The 19,708-nt window shown below is 64.7% G+C and carries 15 protein-coding genes; 10 read left to right on the top strand and 5 right to left on the bottom strand.

What is annotated here, in order from left to right; translation table 11 throughout:
• Nucleotide 1 precedes the first annotated feature (1 nt).
• The 4 genes from P0652_RS15135 to P0652_RS15120 all read right to left on the bottom strand — a co-directional run bounded on the left by P0652_RS15135 (nt 2) and on the right by P0652_RS15120 (nt 7,018).
• Nucleotides 2-2,386 carry a circularly permuted type 2 ATP-grasp protein gene (locus P0652_RS15135; protein ID WP_284179691.1) on the bottom strand — a complete coding sequence of 795 codons (2,385 nt, stop codon included), beginning with the start codon at nt 2,384-2,386 and terminating at the stop codon, nt 2-4.
• Entirely contained in the window at nt 2,383-5,721 is a 3,339-nt protein-coding gene (locus tag P0652_RS15130) for a transglutaminase family protein (protein ID WP_284179690.1), read from the bottom strand. Before P0652_RS15130 ends, P0652_RS15135 begins: the two co-directional genes overlap by 4 nt.
• A gap of 158 nt (nt 5,722-5,879) precedes the next feature.
• A complete protein-coding gene (locus tag P0652_RS15125) occupies nt 5,880-6,563 on the bottom strand; it encodes an ankyrin repeat domain-containing protein (protein ID WP_284179689.1) in 684 nt (227 codons plus the stop codon).
• An 83-nt stretch (nt 6,564-6,646) separates the two neighbouring features.
• Complete coding sequence (locus P0652_RS15120) at nt 6,647-7,018, bottom strand: YciI family protein (protein ID WP_284179688.1); 372 nt, start codon at nt 7,016-7,018, stop codon at nt 6,647-6,649.
• Nucleotides 7,019-7,257: 239 nt separating this feature from the next.
• Between P0652_RS15120 and P0652_RS15115 the strand changes: the two genes are divergently transcribed.
• The 10 genes from P0652_RS15115 to hpxZ all read left to right on the top strand — a co-directional run bounded on the left by P0652_RS15115 (nt 7,258) and on the right by hpxZ (nt 18,267).
• On the top strand, nt 7,258-8,226 hold the full coding sequence (locus P0652_RS15115; RefSeq protein WP_284179687.1) for a TAXI family TRAP transporter solute-binding subunit: 969 nt from the start codon (nt 7,258-7,260) through the stop codon (nt 8,224-8,226).
• A 119-nt stretch (nt 8,227-8,345) separates the two neighbouring features.
• Nucleotides 8,346-10,529 carry a TRAP transporter permease gene (locus P0652_RS15110; RefSeq protein ID WP_284179686.1) on the top strand — a complete coding sequence of 728 codons (2,184 nt, stop codon included), beginning with the start codon at nt 8,346-8,348 and terminating at the stop codon, nt 10,527-10,529.
• A 290-nt stretch (nt 10,530-10,819) separates the two neighbouring features.
• Nucleotides 10,820-12,142, top strand: coding sequence for a sn-glycerol-3-phosphate ABC transporter substrate-binding protein UgpB (gene ugpB, locus P0652_RS15105; protein ID WP_284179685.1), 1,323 nt, complete (start codon nt 10,820-10,822; stop codon nt 12,140-12,142).
• Nucleotides 12,143-12,237: 95 nt separating this feature from the next.
• Nucleotides 12,238-13,119: a sn-glycerol-3-phosphate ABC transporter permease UgpA gene (gene ugpA, locus P0652_RS15100; RefSeq protein ID WP_284179684.1), complete on the top strand. Its 882-nt coding sequence runs from the start codon at nt 12,238-12,240 to the stop codon at nt 13,117-13,119.
• Nucleotides 13,119-13,646 carry a hypothetical protein gene (locus P0652_RS15095; protein WP_284179683.1) on the top strand — a complete coding sequence of 176 codons (528 nt, stop codon included), beginning with the start codon at nt 13,119-13,121 and terminating at the stop codon, nt 13,644-13,646. The genes ugpA and P0652_RS15095 overlap by 1 nt, the downstream gene beginning before the upstream one ends.
• Nucleotides 13,647-13,668: 22 nt before the next feature.
• Complete coding sequence (gene ugpE / locus P0652_RS15090; RefSeq protein WP_284179682.1) at nt 13,669-14,517, top strand: sn-glycerol-3-phosphate ABC transporter permease UgpE; 849 nt, start codon at nt 13,669-13,671, stop codon at nt 14,515-14,517.
• Nucleotides 14,514-15,557 (top strand): sn-glycerol-3-phosphate import ATP-binding protein UgpC, encoded by a 1,044-nt coding sequence (locus P0652_RS15085; RefSeq protein WP_284179681.1) that lies wholly within the window; start codon nt 14,514-14,516, stop codon nt 15,555-15,557. Before ugpE ends, P0652_RS15085 begins: the two co-directional genes overlap by 4 nt.
• A 36-nt stretch (nt 15,558-15,593) precedes the next feature.
• Nucleotides 15,594-17,183: an ATP-binding protein gene (locus P0652_RS15080; RefSeq protein WP_284179680.1), complete on the top strand. Its 1,590-nt coding sequence runs from the start codon at nt 15,594-15,596 to the stop codon at nt 17,181-17,183.
• A 17-nt stretch (nt 17,184-17,200) separates the two neighbouring features.
• Nucleotides 17,201-17,812: a response regulator transcription factor gene (locus P0652_RS15075; RefSeq protein ID WP_284179679.1), complete on the top strand. Its 612-nt coding sequence runs from the start codon at nt 17,201-17,203 to the stop codon at nt 17,810-17,812.
• A 68-nt stretch (nt 17,813-17,880) separates the two neighbouring features.
• Nucleotides 17,881-18,267 (top strand): oxalurate catabolism protein HpxZ, encoded by a 387-nt coding sequence (hpxZ, locus tag P0652_RS15070; RefSeq protein WP_284179678.1) that lies wholly within the window; start codon nt 17,881-17,883, stop codon nt 18,265-18,267.
• A 9-nt stretch (nt 18,268-18,276) separates the two neighbouring features.
• Here the strand turns inward: hpxZ and hydA are convergent, their stop codons facing one another.
• On the bottom strand, nt 18,277-19,692 hold the full coding sequence (gene hydA, locus P0652_RS15065) for a dihydropyrimidinase (RefSeq protein WP_284179677.1): 1,416 nt from the start codon (nt 19,690-19,692) through the stop codon (nt 18,277-18,279).
• Nucleotides 19,693-19,708 lie beyond the last annotated feature (16 nt).

Genomic DNA, 19,708 nt, shown 5'->3' with positions numbered 1-19,708 from the left:
CTCAGGCGAAGTAGGTGTCGGTGACGGCGTCCGACAATCCGGCGATGCGCCACTTCAGATCGAGCAGCCATTCCGGCGTGATCGCCTCTGCCGGCATGGTCGCCACATCGGTACGGAGCTTCAGCAAGGCCTGCCCGAGCGGCGAGAGGCGGTTCTCGCGGCGCGAACCGGGCAGCAGTTCGATATGGGATTGCATCCGCTCCAGTTCGAACAGGATGGAGCGGGGGTTCAGCGAATCGAGAACCATCAGGTCGCAGACGCTCTCCGGCATCGCCATCGCATAGCGGCGGCGATGCGTCATCACGCTGTCGCCCACCTCGATCATCAGGTCGAGCGCGCCATCCGGCGCATCCGCCGGGATCATTGCGGACAGCCAGCCCGCCATGCCGATCGCGCGCTCGATCGACTGCCCGATCGTCAGGAAGCGCCAGCCCATCGCGCGATACATGTTCTCGTGCACCAGCCCGGAAAAGCCGGTGAGCTTGCGGATCAGCACGCTGATGGCCCGGGCGGCATCATCGCCCGGCTGAACCTGCCGCCCGATCTGCTCGGCGGAACTCGCGAGATCGACAAGGGCCGACCAACCATCAAGCGAGAACCGGTCCCGGATCTTGCCGGCGCTGGTCACGGCGGACTGGATGCACGAGATGACTTCCGAAGGCAGCGGCTGGGCAAGATCCATCCCGTAGGTTTCGAGCAGCTCCGCCACCCGCTGCAGCAGGGGCGCCTCGGTATCCGCGCTCTCGGCCAGGCGGCCGTGATAGGCCCGAAGCAGGCGCAGCATGCCTTCGGTGCGCTCGACATAGCGGCCCAGCCAGAACAGGTTGTCCGCCGCCCGCGCCGGCAGGGTGCCAGGCTGCTTGCGCATGAAGGCAGTGCCATTCTGGCGCAGGAGGCTGGGTTCCGGCACCGGTTTGTCGGCGACAATCCAGACATCCGCGACATTCGAGCCATACCGCATGGCAATGCTGCCCGGTTCGAGCGTCTGGCCGACGCGGGCAAAGCCGCCAGGCATGGCCTGCCATCCCTCCGGTGTCCGGGCGAGGAACACGCGCAGGGTCATCGGCCGCGGCGCAAGCACCCCATCCTTCCAGGCCGGCGTTGTCGAGAGGCGCACGGCTTCCTGCCCGACCAGCGCGTGGCGCTCCTCGTCGAGCCAGCGTTCCGGTGTCATCGCCTCGGGCAGGGTGCTGCCCTGCGGGTCCAGCTCGATCGGCAGTCGGTTCGCATTGGCGCGCGAGATGACCAGCCTGTGGCGGTTCTCGCGCACATACTGATATTCGGCTTCCTGCCCGCACCACCATGTCGCGACATTGGGAATGGCGAGGCTCTCGCCGCGCAGCCTTTCGCAGAGGCGCGGCAGGAACGCGAGAAAGGCCTGCGTTTCCAGTGCGCCGGCCCCGAGCGCATTCGCCATCGTCACGCGGCCGGCGCGGATCGCGTCCAGCAGGCCCGGGGTTCCGAGCCGCGAGCGCTCGTCCAGTTCGAGCGGGTCGCACCATGCACTTTCCAGCCGCCGCCAGAGGACGCTGATCGGCTTCAGCCCGTCAATGGTGCGGACCTTGAGGTCCTGCCCCTCGACGACGAGATCCTCGCCTTCCAGCAGCGAAAGACCGAGATATCGGGCGATATAGGCCTGCTCGTAATAGGTCTCGTTGAAGAGGCCCGAGGTCAGCAGGCCGACGCTTCCGGTCCCGGGCGTGCGCATCCAGTCGAGCATGTCGCGGAAGGCGCCGAAGAAACCCGCCAGCCGATGCACGTTGGACTGCCGGTAGATTTCGGCGAAAACGCGCGATGTCGCCACCCGGGTCTCCAGCGCGAAGCCGGCGCCGGACGGCGCTTCCGTCCGGTCGCCCAGCACCCACCAGCGGCCATCCTCGCCACGGCCGAGATCCATCGCGATGAAATGGAGGAAATGGCCCGAGGCCGGCTTCACCCCGACCAGCGGGCGCAGCCAATGCGGGTTGGCCGCGAGCAGGGTGCCCGGCAGGTCGCCGCTCGTCAGCAGGGTGTTTTCGCCGTAGATGTCGGCCATCACGGCTTCGAGCAGTTCGGCGCGCTGCACCAGCCCGTCGGCCAGCGCCTGCCATTCGCTCTCCGCGAGGATGACGGGAACATGGCTGAGCGGCCAGTCGCGGCTGGCGACATCTCCCTTGCCATAATGGCGGTAATAGACGCCGGCATCGCGCAGATACTGGTCGCCACGGCCGAACCGGGCGGCGATCTCCGCCGGCGATAGCGCGGAGAGATGCGCGAGAAGGGGCAGCCACGGCGCGCGGATGCTTCCATCCAGGCCGATCATCTCGTCGGGGATGCCCTCCAGCGGCCGATAGCCGGCCACGATTGGCGGCAGGCCTTCCGACATCTCACGCGAGACGGCGCTCATGAGACGGGGCCCGGAGGCATCCGGAGGTCGAGTGTCATCGGGAATTCGGGATGCGGTTGGGTGCGTGCCGGGACATAGGAACCGGCAGAATGGCCGTAAGGTTCGAACCGGGCAAGACGGCGGGCCTGCGCTTCGTTCGAATTGACGGGAAAGGTTTCGTAGCTGCGCCCGCCGGGATGGGCAACGTGGTAGACGCAGCCCCCGAGCGCGCGGCCGGAATGGGTGTCGAAGACATCGAAGGTCAGCGGCACGTCGAGCGGGAGCACCGGATGCAGCCCGTTCGGCGGTTTCCACGCCTTGAAGCGCACGCCGCCGATGCCGATGCCGCTCGAGCCGATCCGCGTCAGCGGCACCAGCCGGCGGTTGCAGGCAACATGATACCGCGCCGGATCGCCCGTCTGCAGCTTGACCTGCAACCGTTCGATCGAGGAATCCACGAACCGGACGGTTCCGCCCGGTGTTCCGCTTTCGCCCAGCACATGCCAGGGTTCGAGCGCCTGACGAATTTCGAGCTTCACGCCCTCGAACTCCACCTCGCCGCAGGTCGGGAAGCGGAACTCGAATTGCGCCTCGTACCATTCCGGCAGAAGCGGGAAGCCATGTCGGCCGAGATCGTCCAGCACCTCAAGGAAATCGGCCCAGATCATGTGCGGCAGCATGAACCGGTCATGCAGCTGCGTGCCCCAGCGTGTCAGCGTGCCATCTAGCGGCTTCTGCCAGAGCCGTGCGATGAGCGCGCGGATCAGCACCTGCTGCGCCAGGCTCATCCGGGCATTGGGCGGCATCTCGAAGCCACGGAACTCGACAAGGCCGAGCCGCCCGGTCGGGCTATCCGGCGAGAACAGCTTGTCGATACAGATCTCGGCGCGATGGGTGTTGCCTGTCACATCGACCAGCATGTTGCGCAGCAGCCGGTCCACCAGCCAGGGCGGCGGCGCCTGCCCCTCGCCGGGGCGGGGGATCTGCCGCATGGCGATTTCCAGCTCGTAGAGGGCGTCATGCCGGGCCTCGTCGATCCGCGGGGCCTGGCTGGTCGGGCCGATGAAGAGGCCGGAGAACAGGTAGGACAGGCTGGGATGGCGGTTCCAGTGCAGGATCAGGCTGCGCAACAGGTCCGGCCGGCGCAGGAACGGGCTGTCCAGCGGCGTTGCCCCGCCGACAACGACATGGTTGCCACCGCCCGTGCCGCAATGGCGGCCATCGATCATGAACTTGTCGGCGCCAAGCCGGCAGAGCCGCGCTTCCTCATAGATCGCCTCGGTCGTGGCCACGCAATCCTGCCAGCTTGAAGCGGGGTGGATGTTCACCTCGATCACACCGGGGTCGGGCGCGACGCGGATAACGTTGAGCCGCGGGTCATTCGGCGGAGAATAGCCCTCGATATGGACGGCAAGGCCGCGCCCGGCGACCTTCTCCTCGATGACCGCCAGCAGATCGAGATAATCCTCGGCGCGCTCCACCGGCGGCATGAAGATGCAGATCCGCCCGTCGCGCACTTCGATCGACATCGCCGTGCGCACGGCGGTCGATCCGTCGCTGACCAGCGATTGCTCGTTGCGTTCCTGCCCGGGCTCGCTGCTCTCCACCGAAACGAAAGCCTGCTCGCCGCGATCGGGCTGCGGGGGTGCAGGTGGCGGAGCGAAACCGGGGAAATGGGCGCTGATCGCGGTTGGATCTGCCGGATGGGTGAAGGGGTATTTTTCGGGTGGAACATAGGGCAGCGCCTTCAGCGGCAGGCGGAAGCCGGCCGGGCTGTCCCCGGGAATGAGGGTGAGCTTGCCGCGCCGCGTCCGCCATTTCTCGCTCCGCCAGGGCCGGTGCTGCGCCTGCGCCCGCTGGACCGGCAGCACGTAGGCGACAGGGTTGACGAGCCCCCGTTCGAACACCCGGGCGATGCGGGAGCGCTCCTCCGGATCGTCAAGCTTCGAATCCCCCGGCGTAACGTTGGTGGGCAGGTTGGCCTCCTGCATCACCCAGATGGCAGGATCCTCGTAGACCGGCTGGACGAAATCATTCTCGATCCCGAGCCCCTCGGCGATATCCGCAAGCAGGACGCCGGCATTCTCCACTGTCGCATCCGCGCGCGGGGCCTCGCCGGCGATCCGCGCCGCATCCTTCCAGACCGGCTGGCCATCGCGCCGCCAGTAGAGCGAGAACGTCCAGCGCGGCAGGCTTTCTCCGGGATACCATTTGCCCTGGCCATAATGCAGGAAGCCGGACGGGGCGAACCGGTCGCGCAGGCGGCGGATCAGCGTATCGGCGAGATCGCGCTTGGTCGGGCCGACAGCATCGGTATTCCATTCGGCGGACTGGAAGTCGTCGATGGAGATGAAGGTCGGCTCGCCACCCATGGTCAGCCGGACATCCTCGGCGGCGAGGACAGCATCAACCTTCTCGCCCAGCGCGTCGAGCGCAGCCCAGGCCGCGTCCGAGAACGGCTTGGTGATGCGCGGCCGCTCGGCGAAGCGCGAGACCTTCATGTCGAACTCGAAATCGACATTGGCGAAGCTGGCCATGCCGGCAATCGGCGCGGCATTGCGGTAATGCGGTGTCGCGGCCAGCGGGATATGGCTTTCGCCGGCCAGCAGGCCGGAGGTCGGGTCGAGCCCCACCCAGCCGGCGCCGGGCAGGTAGACCTCGGCCCAGGCATGGAGATCGGTGAAATCGACCTCGGTTCCTGCCGGCCCGTCCAGCGCCTTGAGATCCGGCTTGAGCTGGATCAGGTAGCCAGAGACGAACCGCGCGGCAAAGCCGAGATGGCGCAAGGCATTGACCAGCAGCCAGCTGGAATCGCGGCAGGAGCCGAGCGCGCCCTTCAGCGTCTCCTCGGGCGTCTGGACACCAGGCTCCATGCGGATCGTGTAATTGACCTCCTTCGCAATCCGGGCATTGAGCGCGACAACGAAATCCACCGTCGAGGGGGCCTCGCGCGGGACATCCTGCAGGAACCGGGCGAGCAGCGGCCCGGCCGGCTCGACCGCCCGGTAGACAGCGAGATCGTCGCGGATATCGGCGGGGTAATGGAACGGATACCGCACCGCCTCTTCCTCGACGAAAAAGTCGAACGGGTTGTAGACCGTCATGTCGGCCACGAGGTCAACCTCGATCCGGAATTCCGTGACCGGCTCCGGAAACACGTAGCGCGCCTGCCAGTTCCCGTAGACATCCTGCTGGTGGTTCACGAAATGCCCGCCGGGCGACACCTTGATCGAATGCGAGAGCACCCGCGTGCGGCTGTGCGGCGCCGGGCGGAGCCGGACAATCTGGGGCCCGAGCGTGACCGGTCGGTCATAGCGGTAATGGGTGAGGTGGTGCAGGCCGGCAAGGATGGTCATGGGCTTCCAGACTTGAGAACAGGCGTCCAGTGTGGGCGCATGTGAACGAGGGAAGCAAGCTTATTGCCGGACTTGTCCCGGGCCCATGCGGCTGCCCGGGCGGGAAAAACCGGAAGGGGATGCCTTTTTTCCGGGCAGGATGGTCCCTCGCGCGGCATCTATCGGGCCAGCAATGTCACCATCGCGGCATAACCCCGGCTGCGGGCATGGTCGAGCGGCGTCCGGCCTTCGCGATCAGCGAGATCGCGTCGGGCCCCCGCCTCGACGAGCAGCCGGACGGTCTCGACATGGCGTGCCCCGCCATTGCCGAGGATCACGGCCTCGATCAGCGCCGTCCAGTGGAGGTTGTTCACATGGTCCAGCGGCGCGCGGGCCCCGATCAGCGTTTTCACCACCCCGTCATGGCCGAGATGCGCGGCCGCGATCAGCGCCGTGCCCTGATAGGGGCTGGTGATCTGGCGCGGATCGCCGCCGATGGCGATGGCGGTTTCCAGCGTCGGCACATCATCGGCCACGGCGGCAATGGTGATGCAATCATAGTTCTGGGCATCGACCGCCTTCGGATCCGCCTTGCCGGCGACCAGCGCCCGCATCGCTTCCCGCTGGCGGGCATGGCAGGCGACAAGAAGCGGCGTGCGCTGGCGGCCATCGCGTGCATCCGGTGCGGCGCCGGAGGCGATGAGGCGGCGGATCTCGGCTACATCGCCGGCATGGGCGGCACGGTGCAGCCCCTGATAGGCGGCGATCTCCTCGGGGCCGGCCGGCACCTGCGCCGGCAAGGGGCCCGCAAGACCGAACGCAGCCAGCACGAGGCCGGCCCTGAATGCAGAACGGATATCCATGGCATCATCTCCCGGTCAGGGCGGGTTGCCCCCGCTTTCAAGCAGGGCATCGGAACGCAGAACGTGGCGCCCGGCAAGGGCTGCTAGGGCTGTTCCCATTGCGCAATGGGCCAGATCTCGATCGCCCCTTCGAACATGCCGCCGAGATGCGCACCGGGATGCATCCGCGCAATCTCGACCGCCTGTTCCATGCTGCTGGCCTCGATCATGAAAAACGCGCCGGGCGGTTCCGTCGTCGGCTCGTAGAGGCCTTCGCCCGCTGTCACGCCGGAAGCCGTCGCCTTGAGCCAGCGCGCCTCTTCCGGCAGGCCGAGGGACCCTGTGATCCGAACATGGCCGCTTGCCTTGAAGGCCTGGTCAATCGGCGCACACATCTCGCCGATCCGGTCGAACTGCGCCGAATCCAGCCCGGCAAAGTCGTCCGCATTGTATCGGCAGAGGCAGAGGAACAGCATCGTCATCTCCCGGAAGGGCAGGGGGGTGCAAGGCAATCCACAGGCCGGAACAGACGCTATCCTGCATTGTCCCGGCGCGGCTTCCAAGCCTTGGAGCCCGGTTTTCCAGCCTCCATCCCGCAAGGTCCTGACCGGGCGCTGCAAGAACAGCCTTGCGCCTTGCGCCGGAGATTGCAAACATTGCCCCGGTGGCGGGGGCAACGATGCCCACAGCCTTTCCTCGTGAAGCGGAGTGTACCATGTTCCTTTCCCGTCGTGACGCCCTCAAGGGCGCTGCTGCCCTCGCGGCCCTTTCCGCCACCGGCGGTTCGGCCCTGGCGCAGGCCAAGTTCTTCCGCATCGGCACCGGCGGCACCGGTGGCACCTATTATCCGATCGGCGGCATCATCGCGAACGCGATCTCCGGCGACAAGTTGAACGCCTCGGCCGTCGCCTCGAACGGGTCGGTCGCCAATGTCAACGCGATTGTCGGCGGCGCCTCGGAATCCGGCTTCAGCCAGGCCGATGTCGCCGCCTGGGCCTATACCGGCACCGGCATCTACGAAGGCAAGCCGAAGGTCGCCGAACTCCGCGCCATCGCCAATCTCTATCCCGAAACGGTGCATATCGTCGTCAAGAAGGGACTCGGCGTGAAATCGCCGGCGGATATCAAGGGCAAGCGCTTCTCGGTGGACGAGCCGGGCTCGGGCTCGCTCGTCAATGCCCGCGCCATCCTCGCCGCCTATGGCGTGACCGACCGCGATTACAAGCCGGAATTCATCAAGCCGGGCCCGGCCATCGAGAAGATGAAGGACGGCTCGCTTGACGGGTTCTTCTTCACCGGCGGCTATCCGTTCGGCGCGCTGACCGAACTCGGCGCCACGCAGGGTTTCGAGCTTGTGGCAGTGGATGGCCCGCAGGCCGCGGAACTGAAGAAGAAGTTCACCTTCTTCGCCGACGACATCATCCCGGACAATGCCTACAAGGGCACCAAGGGTGTGAAATCGCTGGCTGTCGGCGCGCAATGGGTCACCACCGCGAAGATCGATGCCGACACGGTCTATGAGGTCACCAAGGGCCTCTGGTCAGACAAGGCCCGCGCCGCCCTTGATTCCGGCCATGCCAAGGGCAAGGCCATCGTGAAGGCCAATGCCCTGGCGGGCCTCGGCATTCCGCTGCATCCCGGTGCCGAGCGCTTCTACAAGGAAGCCGGCCTCCTGAAGGGCTGAGCCCGCTCCTCGAAGAGGGCTGATTACCCGCGCGGCAGGCGCTGCCGTGCGGGTTTTTCAATGGGAAGACGGGAAGGGGCCGGCGTAAGGCAGGTCCGTTCGGGCTATTGGGGGCGCGGATGTCGACAGCCAATTCACCGATCGGGGATCTCGATCTCAAGAAGGCGCAGGAACTCGAGGAAAGCCTTGATCACGAGATCCGCTTCCGGCCCCTCCTGCCGCTGACCGGCTGGATCGTCGCCGGTATGCTTCTGGCGCTGTCGCTCTTCCATTACTACACCGCAGGTTTCGGCCTGCTTCCGGAAGTCACCCATCGCGGCATACATCTCGCTTTCGTGCTCGGCCTGATCTTCCTGGTCTTCTCGGCCAGCAAGGCGCGCAACAATCGCCCGCCGGTCGCCTCGCTGTTCCGCCCGCTCGGAATCAGCATCATCGACTGGGCGCTCTTCCTGGCTGCCGTGGTTTCAAGCCTCTATGTGCCATGGATCTTCCATGACCTCGTCTTCCGCGTCGGCAACCCAATGCCGATGGACGTATTCATGGGCTCGCTGGCTATCCTCGTGCTGATCGAGGCGACGCGGCGCGCCATCGGCTGGCCGTTGCCGATCATCGCGGTTCTGCTGATGCTCTATGCCATGGCGGGGCCGTCGCTGCCCGGCATCTTCGCCCATCCCGGCAACAGCTGGAAGGCCATCGTCAACCACCTCTACCTGACATCGCAGGGCGTCTACGGCATCGCACTTGGTGTCGTGGCGACCTATGTCTTCCACTATGTCCTGTTCGGCGTGCTGGCGACACGGGTCGGCCTCGGCAAGCTCTTCATCGATCTTGCCATGGCGCTGGCGGGCCGCTTCTCCGGCGGGCCGGCCAAGGTGTCGATCTTCGCTTCCGGCCTGTTCGGCATGATTTCCGGCTCGTCCATCGCCAATACGGTCACGGTCGGCTCGCTGACCATCCCGATGATGATCCGCACCGGCTATCCCCGCCATTTCGCCGGCGCTGTGGAAGCTGCCGCCGCGACGGGAGGTCAGATCACGCCGCCGATCATGGGCGCCGCCGCGTTCCTGATGGTCGAGTTCCTGAACCTGCCGTACCAGACGATCATCATCGCGGCGATCGTGCCGGCGGCGATGCATTTCTTCGGCGTCTTCTGCCAGGTGCATTTCGAGGCCAAGAAGCTCGGCTTGAAAGGCGTGCCGAAGGCGGATCTGCCCCGCGCGATGGATGTGCTGGCCGAAGGCTGGCCCTCCATCACCCCGCTCGTCGTGCTGCTGGCTGTGCTGCTCTCGGGCTATACGCCCTATCTCGCCGCCTTCTGGGGCATCACCGCCTGCATGGTTGTCGGGCTGACAGGGCGGAACAAGGTCATCTCGGTGGCCTTGCTGCTGATCATGGTCGCGCTCATTGCCACCGGCGCCATCATCACCGTCTGGGGTCTCGCCATCGCGTTCGGCTTCTCTGCCATCGCCTCGCTCGCCTTCGTGGCGAAAGACTGGGCGAAAGGCGGCATGGCCCGCGTGATCGATCTCTCCGATGCCTTCGTCACCGGCGCGAAATATGCGATCGGTGTTGGTGCGGCCGCTGCAACCGTGGGCATCATCATCGGCATCGTCACGCTGACGGGCGTCGGCTTCAAGCTGTCGGACATCGTGATCGGCTTCGCCCGCGACCTGACAACCCTCGTGACAGCCGTCCTGCCGGCGGCCTGGTTCACCCCGAGCACGCTGACGCTTTTCTTCACATTGGTAATGACCGGCATTGTCTGCATCCTGCTCGGTTGTGGCATCCCGACGACCGCGAGCTACATCATCATGGTCACCATCGCGCAGCCGGCCCTCGGCAAGCTGGGGGTGGAGCCCATCGTCTCGCATTTCTTCGTCTTTTATTATGGGTTGCTGGCCGATCTCACGCCGCCGGTCGCGCTGGCCGCCTATGCCGGCGCCAGCATGGCCGGGGCTGACCCGTTCAAGACCGGGAACACCGCCTTCCGGCTCGGGCTGGCCAAGGTCATGGTGCCGTTCGTCTTCGTCTTCTCGCCAGCCATGCTGATCATGACCAAGGGCTTCACCTGGGGAGATTTCTTCTTCACCACAGGGGGCTGCATCATCGGGGTCGTGATGCTCGCTGCCGCCGTGACCGGCTATGGCCTCGCGCCGATGCGCCGCTGGGAGCAGCTGCTGCTCTTCATCGGCTCCGTGCTGGTGATTTCGCCGAACCTCACCGCCACGGTGATCGGCATCGCGCTGGCCGTGCCGGTCCTCCTCCGGCAGGTCACCGCGTCACGGACGCTCGCCCCGGCCTAACATATCCGCAGTCGGGCCCGTCATCCTCCGCAGGATGACGGCACCATGTCTGCACCAGCGGGTCGAGATCGGGGTGTGTCCCGGCCATCCATCGGTTTCATACCTGAAATGGCCAAATTCCAAGGCGGAACGACCATGAACGGGCGAGGATTGCGGATGTCTGCTCTGTCGCGGCATTGTCACACACTTGTCATCCGACGCTGATTAGCCTTTCATGAGCCATTCGGAAAATCGAATGGAAGCCATCCTCATCCTGCTTCCCAACAAGAAGTTCGCCAGGGAGATTTCTCATGAAATTCGATCGTCGTTCACTGCTCGGCGCCGCGGTGCTGGCCGCATCGCTCGGCACTGCGCCCGCGCAGGCGCAGACCGAGATCCAGTGGTGGCATGCCATGACCGGCGCCAACAACGATGTCATCGTTCGGCTGGCCGAGGAGTTCAATGCCAGCCAGAAGGACTTCAAGGTCGTTCCGGCCTACAAGGGCTCTTATGCCGATACGCTGAATGCCGGGATCGCAGCTTTCCGCGCCGGCAATGCGCCGCATATCCTGCAGGTCTTCGAGGTCGGCACCGCGACGATGATGGGCGCCCGCGGCGCCATCAAGCCGGTACAGGACATGATGAAGGAAGCGGGCGAAGCGTTCGATCCGAAGGCCTATCTCCCGGCGATCACCGGCTATTACTCGACCACCAAGGGCGAAATGCTCTCCTTCCCGTTCAACTCGTCCTCGGCGGTGATGTGGTTCAACAAGGACAAGTTCCGCCAGGCCGGCCTGAACCCGGATCAGCCGCCCAAGACCTGGCCGGAAGTGTTCGAGGCCGCGAAGAAGCTGAAGGCCGTCAGCCCGACCTGCGGCTTTTCGTCGGCCTGGATCACCTGGGTGAACATTGAGCAGCTCGGCGCCTGGCACAATACCCCGCTTGGCACCAAGGCCAACGGCATGGACGGTTTCGACACGCAGTTCCAGATCAACGCGCCGCTCTTCGTCCGCCATCTGCAGAACCTGATGGACCTCCAGAAGGACAAGACGTTCGACTATTCCGGCCGCACCAACACCGGCGAAGGCCGCTTCACGAGCGGCGAGTGCCCGATCTTCCTGACGTCTTCCGCCTTCTTCGGCAATGTTCGCGCCAATGCGAAATTCGAATGGGGCAATACCGTGATGCCGTATTATCCCGACATTGCTGGAGCGCCGCAGAACTCGATCATCGGCGGGGCCTCGCTCTGGGTGATGGGTGGCAAGAAGGCCGACGAATACAAGGGCGTCGCCAAGTTCTTCTCGTTCCTCTCGAATGTCGACCGCCAGGTGAAGCTGCACACGGAATCGGGCTATCTGCCGATCACCAAGGCCGCTTACGAGAAGGTCAAGGCTTCGGGCTTCTACAAGCAGAACCCGCATCTCGAAACGCCGCTGCTGCAGCTCAACAACAAGGAGCCGACGCAAAATTCGCGCGGTCTCCGCTTCGGCAGCCTCGTCCAGATCCGCGATATCTGGGCCGAGGAATACGAAGCCGCATTGACGGGCAAGAAGTCGGCAAAAGACGCGATGGACTCTGCCGTCAGCAAGGGCAATGACATGCTCCGCCAGTTCGAGCGGACCGTCTCGCGCTGAAGCCGGCGCATGGCATGTGTCGGTCGGCCTGACCTGAACAAGGGTCAGGCCGACTCGTTTCGTTCCGCCTTGTGCGGAACCGGGGGAAGGGGATCATGGAGAAGCGCGTCGTTTTCAACGGCAGGCTGCTGCCGTATCTGCTGCTGGCGCCGCAGCTCCTGATCACGCTCGTTTTCTTCTACTGGCCGGCCGGGCAGGCCGTGCTGCAAAGCTTCCTCGTGCAGGATGCCTTCGGGCTCTCGACCCAGTTCGTCTGGTTCGAGAATTACGAGGTGCTGTTTTCGAAGCCGGAATATTACAAGTCCATGCTGACCACGGCGGTCTTCTCGTCGCTGGTCGCGTTCTTCTCGCTCTCCATCGCGCTTCTCCTTGCGGTTCAGGCGGACCGGCACATCAAGTTCGCGGCGGGCTACAAGACGCTGCTGATCTGGCCCTATGCCGTCGCGCCGGCCGTGGCCGGGGTGCTGTGGCTCTTCATGTTCCAGCCTTCGCTGGGTATTCTCAGCCAGTCGATGCGCGTCGCCGGCCTTGAATGGAACCCGCTGCTCCGGCAGGACCATGCGATGACGCTGGTGGTCATGGCCGCGACCTGGAAGCAGATCTCCTACAATTTCCTGTTCTTCCTCGCCGGTTTGCAGGCCATCCCGAAATCGGTGATCGAGGCGGCCGCCATCGACGGCGCGCGGCCGGCCCGCCGTTTCTGGACCATCATCTTCCCGCTGCTCTCGCCGACAACCTTCTTCCTGCTGGTCGTGAACATCGTCTACGTCTTCTTCGATACGTTCGGCATCATCGATGCCGCCACGCAGGGCGGGCCGGCCAAGGGCACGGAGACCATGGTCTACAAGGTCTATTCCGACGGCCGTTCCGGCGGCGATCTCGGTGGCTCCGCAGCGCAGAGCGTGGTGCTGATGGTGATCGTCATCCTGCTCACGGCCGTCCAGTTCCGGTATGTCGAGCGGAAGGTGCAATATTGATGACCCATCGACGCTGGAATGCCCTGCTGACATTGATGGTTGCTGGCTTTTCCGCTGGCGCGCTGGCCCAGACCGCGCCGTCGCCGAAGCCGGAAATCGACTATCACGACGGGATCTTCTTCTTCTGCAAGCCGGCAGCGGGTCAGGCCTGGTCGCTGCAGGCCTGCACGGAAGCGGGCAAGCATCTGGCCGATCTCGCTGCAAAGGCGAAGAAGCCCATCGTGCTCCTGAAGATCGGCGACACCCGCGATAAATATCCCGCGCTCGCGCAGGCGGCCGGCTTCGATTCCGCCAAGGCGATCTGGTTCCTGCTGAGCATCGATCCCCATGCCCAGAACAAGGGTCAATGGGAAATCGCAGCGCGGGCGGATGCCACCAATCGCGCGCCCTCCGCTCCTAGCCAGCCGCAGGTGGTGACCTATTCCCGCCGAGCGGACGTCGTATCGTCGAGCGCCGTGGCCGACAAGGGCAAGGAGCTGCTTTCCGGAATCATGCTGGTCCTGACAACCAGCATGAAGCCGCTCTGAGCCCGTTCAAGGATTTCCACCAATGGTCCAGCGCCGCCGCCTGTTCGATTTCCTGCCGCATCTGATCCTGATGATCGGCGTCGCGATCGTCGCCTTCCCGGTCTACGTGGCCTTCATCGCCTCGACCTGGGATGCCGCCACCATCTCCAACGGCACGATGCCGCTGCGGCCCGGCCCGCATTTCGCCGAGAACTACTACCGGACGATCTTTGTCGGGACCTCGTCCACGACGCGCGAACCGGTCGGCACGATGATGCTCAACTCGCTGATCATGGCGCTGACCATCGCCATCGGGAAAATCGCGATCTCGCTGATCTCGGCCTTCGCGGTCGTCTATTTCCGCTTCCCGTTCCGGATGACGGCCTTCTGGATCATCTTTGTCACGCTGATGCTGCCGGTCGAGGTGCGCATCTTCCCGACCTACAAGATCGTCGCCGATCTCAACCTGCTCGACACATTCGCCGGCCTGACCATCCCGCTGATCGCCTCGGCCACCGCGACCTTGCTCTTCCGGCAGTTTTTCATGACGGTGCCGGACGAGCTGGTCGAGGCCTCGAAGATCGACGGCGCAGGGCCAATGAAATTCTTCGTCGACACGCTGCTGCCGCTCTCGATCACGTCGGTCGCGGCGATGTTCGTGATCCAGTTCATCTATGGCTGGAACCAGTATCTCTGGCCCCTGCTGATCACGACGAAAGACAACATGCAGACCATCGTCATCGCCATCAAGAAGATGATCGTCACGCAGGATGCCCTGACCGAATGGCAGCTCGCCATGGCCACGGCAATCCTCGCCATGCTGCCGCCGGTCTTCGTGGTGGTGGTGATGCAGCGGCTCTTCGTGAAGGGCCTCGTGGAGACCGAGAAATGAGTGACGTTCGCCTCCAGTCTGTCCGCAAGGTCTATCCCGGCGGTGTCGAGGCCGTGAAAGGCGTGAGCCTCGAGATCGCGGACGGGCAGTTTTGCGTCCTGGTCGGGCCTTCGGGCTGCGGCAAATCCACCCTGCTGCGCATGGTGGCCGGGCTGGAGACCATTTCCGGCGGCACCTGTTCGATCGGCGATCGCGAGGTCAACGAGGTCGAGCCGGCGGATCGCGATATCGCGATGGTCTTCCAGAACTACGCGCTCTATCCGCATATGTCGGTCTACGACAACATGGCCTATGGCCTGCGCAATCGTGGCACGCCGAAGGACGAGATCGACCGCCGCGTCCGGGAGGCCGCGCGCATCCTCGAGGTCGAGCCTTTCCTCGAACGCAAGCCGCGCGCCCTGTCCGGCGGCCAGCGCCAGCGTGTCGCCATGGGCCGGGCCATCGTGCGCAAGCCGAAGGTCTTCCTCTTCGACGAGCCGCTCTCCAACCTCGATGCCAAGCTGCGCATCCAGATGCGCGTCGAGATCAAGAAGCTGCAACGCGCGCTGGCCACCACCTCGATCTATGTGACCCATGACCAGCTCGAGGCGATGACGCTGGCCGACCAGCTCGTCGTCATGAACAAGGGGCAGGTCGAACAGGCCGGCGCGCCGATCACGCTTTACGAGCGGCCGATGACCGTTTTCGTCGCCGGCTTCATCGGCGCACCGCCGATGAACCTGCTCGACCTGCCGGCCACTGGCTTGCCCGGGCTGAGCCTCGCCAGCCCGGTTTCCGGCTCTGTGACGCTGGGTGTCCGACCGGAGCATCTCGAGCTCTCCGCAGAAAGCGGCGCGCTGGCCATTGATCTCACGGTCACCGCAGTGGAAGCTGTCGGGGCCGAGAGCTACATCTATGGCGCGCTGGGCGGGCAGGGGCCCGAGATCATTGTGCGGATTCCCGGCCGGGACCTTCCGGCCATCGGCACATCACTGCGGGCAATCGCCCGGTCGGAGAACCTGCATTTCTTCTCGCGGGAGACAGGTATCCGGCTGAACTGAGCCGGCTGGACAATCGGAAGAGGGGAGCATGGGCGGGTGAGGGCCGCAGGGGATCGAACCGACTGGCGGGTCTGGGCCGGACGTATCGGGCCGAGCCTTGCCTATTTCGTCCTGTTCGTCCTGCTCGACAATCTCGCCTATCGCCGCGCCGGGATTCCCGACGACACCGCGATTGTCTCGCTGAATTCCGGGCTGTCCTACATTCTCGTTCTCAAATTCGGCAACATCTACCTGCCTGCCGTCATTCTGGCGCCGGTGCTGGCAGAGCTTGTTCTCGACCAGTCGCGCCTGCCCGGGATGGTCGAACTGCTCCGTGATCTGTCGTTGGGCGCCACGACAGCGCTTGCCCTGCTGGTCCTGACCAGCCGGCGCATGCGGTTTGACCCGGCGCTCGCATCGCTCAGGGATCTGGCGACGCTCCTCGCCATCGCCGCTCTGGAGGCCGCCGCCGCTACCGGTCTGGTCAGCCTCGCGCAGGCCTTCGGCGCGGAGCGGAGCGACCCGGTCAGCGTGCGCGATATCCTCGATCTCTGGGTCGCGCATTTTCTCGGCGTCGTGATGGTCGCGCCGCTGGGTATCGTCGCGATCCGGAACCGCTGGCATATCCTGCGCCTGCGGGACTGGTTGCTTCATCTCGCGGCCATTCTTGCCGTTTTCCTCACGCTGGCCTTTCTCGACAAGTCCCAGCCCTTCCAGTCCTTCTACGTCCTCTCGCTGCCGATTATCTGGATGGCCGCGCGCGGCGGGATCGAGGCGGCGAGTGTCGGGCTGGCCGTCACCCAGGTCGGGCTGATCGTCGCCTCGCAGACACTCCCCAATGCCAGGGTCGACATTCCCGAATTGCAGGCCCGCCTGCTGGTGCTCACGGTGACCGGGCTGGTTATCGGCGCGCTGGTTGTCGAGCGGTTGCGTTTCGAGCGCCAGCTCCGGCAGCATCAGGAGGCCGTCGAGCGCATGGCCCGCATCGCCAGCATGGGGCAGCTCGCTTCGTCGATCGCGCATGAGATCAACCAGCCCCTGATGGCTGCCGGCACCTATTCCCGGCTGGTAACAAGCGCGCTGGCGGAAAGCGCGCTGAATATCGAGGATGCCCGGCGGGCGGCGGAGAAATCGAGCGGGCAGATCACGCGGGCCGGCGATGTGGTGCGGCGGCTTCGTGCTCTGTTCAAGCTCGACACAACCCTGCAACGGCCGCATGACCTTGGCGAGATCATCGCAAATGCCCGTTCGCTGTGCCTCGGAGACCTCACGGCAAAGGGCATCTCCTGCAAGCTCCGCCTGCCAAACCCGGTTCCGCTGGTCATGGCCGACCAGCTCCAGATCGAACAGGTCTTCGTGAATCTGATCCAGAATGCCGCGCAGGCCATGGAATCCGGGGGGCAGATCGGCATCGAGGTGCTGCCCCCGCGTGACGGCCTTGTCGATGCCATTGTGTCGGATAGCGGGCCCGGCCTTCCAGTGGAGCTGATCAACGGCGTGCCGATTCCGTTCTTCTCGACGAAAGAGACGGGAATCGGCGTCGGGCTTGCATTGAGCCGCACAATTGTCGAGGCTCATGACGGTTTGCTGCGACTCGGCAACGGCACGGTAGGCGCGCGGATTGTCGTGTCCCTGCCGGCCGGCTGAAAAGAAGGAGAGAGAGGATGGAAAGGGCACGCCTCGCCTTGCTGGATGATGATCCCGCCGTTCTGGATTCGCTGTCGATGTTCTTCGCGCAGGGCGGCATGGAGACATTGTGCTTCGTCGATGCGGAGACATTCCTCTATCGCTTCGACAAGGGGCTCCAACTCGATTGCATCGTGACGGATGTGCGGATGCCAGGCCAGTCCGGCCTTGATGTCGTCCGCCATGTCACCGCCCACCCGGCCGCGCCGCCGGTCATTGTTATTACCGGCCATGGCGATGTGGCGATGGCGGTTTCGGCCCTGAAGCAGGGCGCCCATGATTTTCTCGAGAAGCCGTTCAACGAGGCGGGCCTTCTCGCCTTGATCCACGACGCAATCGCCGCCACGCGGGACCGCAGGGCGGCCGAACTGGCCCGGTTGGCCATGCGCGAACAGTTCGAGGCGCTTCCGCCCCGCCAGCGTCAGGTGCTCGTACTGGCTGCCGAGGGATACAGCACGAAGGAAATCGCACTGAAAATCAACATCAGCCCGCGTACTGTCGAGGGCCATCGCGCATGGGGCATGCAGAAGCTCAAGGCGCGCAACCTGGCCGATGTGGTGCGCATCGTTCAGGGTTACGCCTTTTCCTGACCGGGGCGCAGGGCAGGGTGGCACGGCCATTGCCTGTCCAGGCCTGACAGCAGGACTGGAAAGGGACCATGGAAATCAACATCCCCGACGTGCTCGCCGAGGTTGAGGCCGTCTTCGCGCGCTATGAAACCGCGCTCGTGACGAACGATGTCGAAACGCTCGATGCGCTGTTCCTCGACAGGGACACGACGATCCGCTTCGGCGCCACGGAGAACCTCTATGGTTATGCCGAGATCGCGGCCTTCCGCGCGGCACGCCCTTCCGTCGGGTTGGCGCGTCGGCTGGACCGGACGGTGATCACCACCTATGGCCGGGATTGCGCGACGGCCTGGACGCTCTTCTACCGCGACAACCAGCCCGGCAAGGTCGGGCGGCAAAGCCAGGTCTGGGTCCGCACGCCGGAAGGCTGGAAGGTGGCGGCGGCGCATGTCAGCGTTATCGCCGAGGCAGGCTGACGGCCGAGTTCAGCCCCCGGCTCTTGCATAGGGAGAGATATCGCGGCGCAGGAAGCTGCCATCGCCTGGCTGGCCCAGCACCTTTCCCTCCTCCACGACGATCCGCCCGCCGGCAATGGTCATGACAGGCCAGCCGGTCACGGCGAACCCTTCCCAAGGCGTATAATCCGAGCCGTGATGCAGGGCCTCCTGCCGGATGGTTTCCTTTCGGTTCGGATCCCACAGAACGAGATCGGCATCAGCCCCGACAGCGATTGTCCCCTTGCGGGGGTACAGGCCGTAGATCCGGGCATGGTTGGTTGCTGTCAGCGCCACGAATTCGTTCGGGCTGATCCGCCCTCTGGCCACGCCCTCCGACCACAGGATCATCATCCGCGTCTCGATTCCGGGAATGCCGTTCGGCACATATCGGAAGGATTGTGCCGCCTTGGGATGCAGCTTGCCGGCCGTACTGTCATAGAAGAACGGGCAATGATCCGAGGAGAAGACCTGGAAGGTTCCGTCTTTCAGACCCTCCCAGATCGCGTTCCAGCTGTCCTCGTCACGCGGCGGTGGCGAGCAGACATATTTGCCGCCCTCGAGGTTCTCGCCTTTCAGGTCATCGGCCGTCAGCGAAATGTATTGCGGGCAGGTCTCGGCATAGACCTTGAGCCCGCGCTGCCGCGCCCAGCGGATCTGCTCCATCGGCTCGCGCCCGGAGACATGGACGATCATGATCGGCACGTCGATCAGTTCGGCATGGCTGATCGCGCGGTGTGTCGCCTCACGCTCGATCAGTTGCGGCCGGGAAACGGCATGGAAATAGGGCGCGGTCTTGCCCTCGCTTTCCAGTTTCTCGGTGAGATACTTGATCGTGTCGTAGCCCTCGGCATGGACCATCACCAGCGCCTGTTCGCGGCGGGCCACGGCGAAGACATCCAGCAACTGGCGGTCGTTGAGCACCAGATCGTCATAGGTCATGAAGACCTTGAACGAGGTGCAGCCATCGCCGAACAAAGCCGGCAATTCCTGGTTGAGAACGCTGGGCGTCGGATCGGAAACGATCAGGTGAAACCCGTAATCGATCAGCGCCTTGCCCTCGGCCTTCTTGTGATAGGCCTCGACGCAGGCACGCAGCGACGTCCCCTTCTTCTGCTTCGCGAAGGCGATCACGGTCGTCGTGCCGCCGGCGGCAGCCGCGCGGGTGCCGCTCTCGAAACCGTCTGCCATCCGGATTTCGGGGCCGGAATCCTGATCGAGATGGACATGGCTGTCGATCCCGCCTGGCAGCACCATCAGCCCGCTGGCATCAATTTCGCGCGCAGCGCCGGTTATCGCCTCGGCCAGCTGGACGATCCGGCCGCCGCGCACACCGATATCGCATCGGATCGTGTCGGATGCGGTCACCACGGTGCCATTGCGGATGGCTAGGTCGAATTCGGCCATTCTGTCCTCCTCGGTC

It is taken from the genome of Rhabdaerophilum sp. SD176, assembly GCF_030143245.1.
Taxonomy (GTDB): domain Bacteria; phylum Pseudomonadota; class Alphaproteobacteria; order Rhizobiales; family Beijerinckiaceae; genus Rhabdaerophilum.
This window is presented reverse-complemented; position numbering and strand designations above follow the sequence as displayed.

Bases quoted from the DNA above. Each gene is read 5' to 3' on its own strand.
- P0652_RS15135 (WP_284179691.1), bottom strand. From the start codon at position 2,386: ATGAGCGCCGTCTCGCGTGAGATGTCGGAAGGCCTGCCGCCAATCGTG.
- P0652_RS15130 (WP_284179690.1), bottom strand. From the start codon at position 5,721: ATGACCATCCTTGCCGGCCTGCACCACCTCACCCATTACCGCTATGAC.
- P0652_RS15125 (WP_284179689.1), bottom strand. From the start codon at position 6,563: ATGGATATCCGTTCTGCATTCAGGGCCGGCCTCGTGCTGGCTGCGTTC.
- P0652_RS15120 (WP_284179688.1), bottom strand. From the start codon at position 7,018: ATGCTGTTCCTCTGCCTCTGCCGATACAATGCGGACGACTTTGCCGGG.
- P0652_RS15115 (WP_284179687.1), top strand. From the start codon at position 7,258: ATGTTCCTTTCCCGTCGTGACGCCCTCAAGGGCGCTGCTGCCCTCGCG.
- P0652_RS15110 (WP_284179686.1), top strand. From the start codon at position 8,346: ATGTCGACAGCCAATTCACCGATCGGGGATCTCGATCTCAAGAAGGCG.
- ugpB (WP_284179685.1), top strand. From the start codon at position 10,820: ATGAAATTCGATCGTCGTTCACTGCTCGGCGCCGCGGTGCTGGCCGCA.
- ugpA (WP_284179684.1), top strand. From the start codon at position 12,238: ATGGAGAAGCGCGTCGTTTTCAACGGCAGGCTGCTGCCGTATCTGCTG.
- P0652_RS15095 (WP_284179683.1), top strand. From the start codon at position 13,119: ATGACCCATCGACGCTGGAATGCCCTGCTGACATTGATGGTTGCTGGC.
- ugpE (WP_284179682.1), top strand. From the start codon at position 13,669: ATGGTCCAGCGCCGCCGCCTGTTCGATTTCCTGCCGCATCTGATCCTG.
- P0652_RS15085 (WP_284179681.1), top strand. From the start codon at position 14,514: ATGAGTGACGTTCGCCTCCAGTCTGTCCGCAAGGTCTATCCCGGCGGT.
- P0652_RS15075 (WP_284179679.1), top strand. From the start codon at position 17,201: ATGGAAAGGGCACGCCTCGCCTTGCTGGATGATGATCCCGCCGTTCTG.
- hpxZ (WP_284179678.1), top strand. From the start codon at position 17,881: ATGGAAATCAACATCCCCGACGTGCTCGCCGAGGTTGAGGCCGTCTTC.
- hydA (WP_284179677.1), bottom strand. From the start codon at position 19,692: ATGGCCGAATTCGACCTAGCCATCCGCAATGGCACCGTGGTGACCGCA.